The sequence below is a fragment of the Micromonospora sp. RTGN7 genome (genome assembly GCF_033804645.1).
Classification (GTDB): Bacteria; Actinomycetota; Actinomycetes; order Mycobacteriales; family Micromonosporaceae; genus Micromonospora.
In genome coordinates, this window is record NZ_JAPZLF010000051.1 from 1 (window position 1) to 1,393 (window position 1,393).

Annotated in this window: 1 protein-coding gene; it reads left to right on the forward strand. The window is 71.5% G+C overall.

All coding sequences use genetic code 11. The annotated features are described in order from the left end of the window. Positions 1-140: 140 nt before the first annotated feature. On the forward strand, positions 141-1,393 hold a 1,253-nt coding region (locus tag SNR22_RS29145), incomplete at its 3' end, for an N-acetylmuramoyl-L-alanine amidase (protein WP_320069892.1).

The window sequence follows — 1,393 nt, forward strand, 5'->3', positions numbered from 1 at the left end:
TCACCAAAAACAACACCAACGACGTCCACGTAGCCCTCTCCACCGGCACCACCTTCACCCCCACCACCAAATGGCACGACTTCTTCGGCCTCCCCGGAGAAACCACCCTCTAACACCCGAACCCCCGCCGGAGAGTCGCCATGTTCAATCGTTCCCCGGGACGCAGGAAGCCGCCCCCGCTGGCCGGCGTCCTCGTCGCCACCCTGACCGTCGTCACCCTCACCGCCGCCGCGCCGGCCACCGCCGCCCCGACCGACCGGGCCGACGGCCTTACCGCCGCTTTCGCCGCCGCCGGCAGCCGCTACGACGTGCCGCGCGACCTGCTGGTGGCGGTGGGCTACGGCGAGAGTCGGCTCGACGACCACGGCGGTCAGCCCAGCGCCGCCAACGGCTACGGCCCGATGCATCTGGTCAGCAACCCCACCAACCGGTCCCTGGACGAGGCCGCCGGGCTCACCGGTGTGCCGGTGGACCAGCTCAGGTCCCGGCCGGAGGCGAACGTCCGGGGTGCGGCGGCCGTGCTGCGCTCCTATGCCGACGCGGCGCGGCTGCGGCCCGCCGACCGCCACCGGATCGCCGCCTGGTACCCGGTCGTGGCGCGCTACGCCCACGCCGGCGACGACGCGACCGCCCGCCTCTACGCCGACCACGTCTACGACCTGCTGCGACAGGGCCTCGAGGCGCGGACGCCCACCGGGCAGCGGATCGGCGTGGCCGCCCGGTCAGTGCGGCCGGAGCTCGGCCGGTACGCCACGGTCGCCACCGCCGGGAGCCGGTCCACCGGGTCCCCGGCCGCCCTGGCGGCGGTTCCCGAGTACGGCCCGGCCCGGTGGGTCGCCGCCAACGGCGGCAACTACCAGCCGGGGCGGTCGGCCCGGATCACCACCGTGGTCGTCCACGTCACCCAGGGCTCGTACGCCGGGACCGTCAGCTGGTTCCAGAACCCGTCGTCCGGGGTCAGCGCACACTACGTCGTCCGGTCCAGCACCGGAGAGATCACCCAGATGGTGCGGGAGGGCGACACCGCCTACCACGCCCGTTCGGCCAACCCGTACTCGGTCGGCATCGAACACGAGGGCTTCGTGGACAACCCGGCCTGGTTCACCGACGCGATGTACCGCTCGTCGGCCGCGCTCACCCGCTACCTGTGCGACAAGTACGGCCTGCCCAGGGACCGCAGCGCCATCAAGGGCCACAACGAGCTGCCGGGCAACGACCACACCGATCCCGGACCCAACTGGAACTGGAACTACTACATCTCCCTGGTGAACGCCGGTGGTGGTGGGGGTGGTCGGTATCTGGGGGGTTCGTCGACGGATTTCAGTGGGGACGGTAAGGACGACATCGTCGCGTTCAACCAGGGAACGCTCAACGACGTGTACGTCGCCACCTC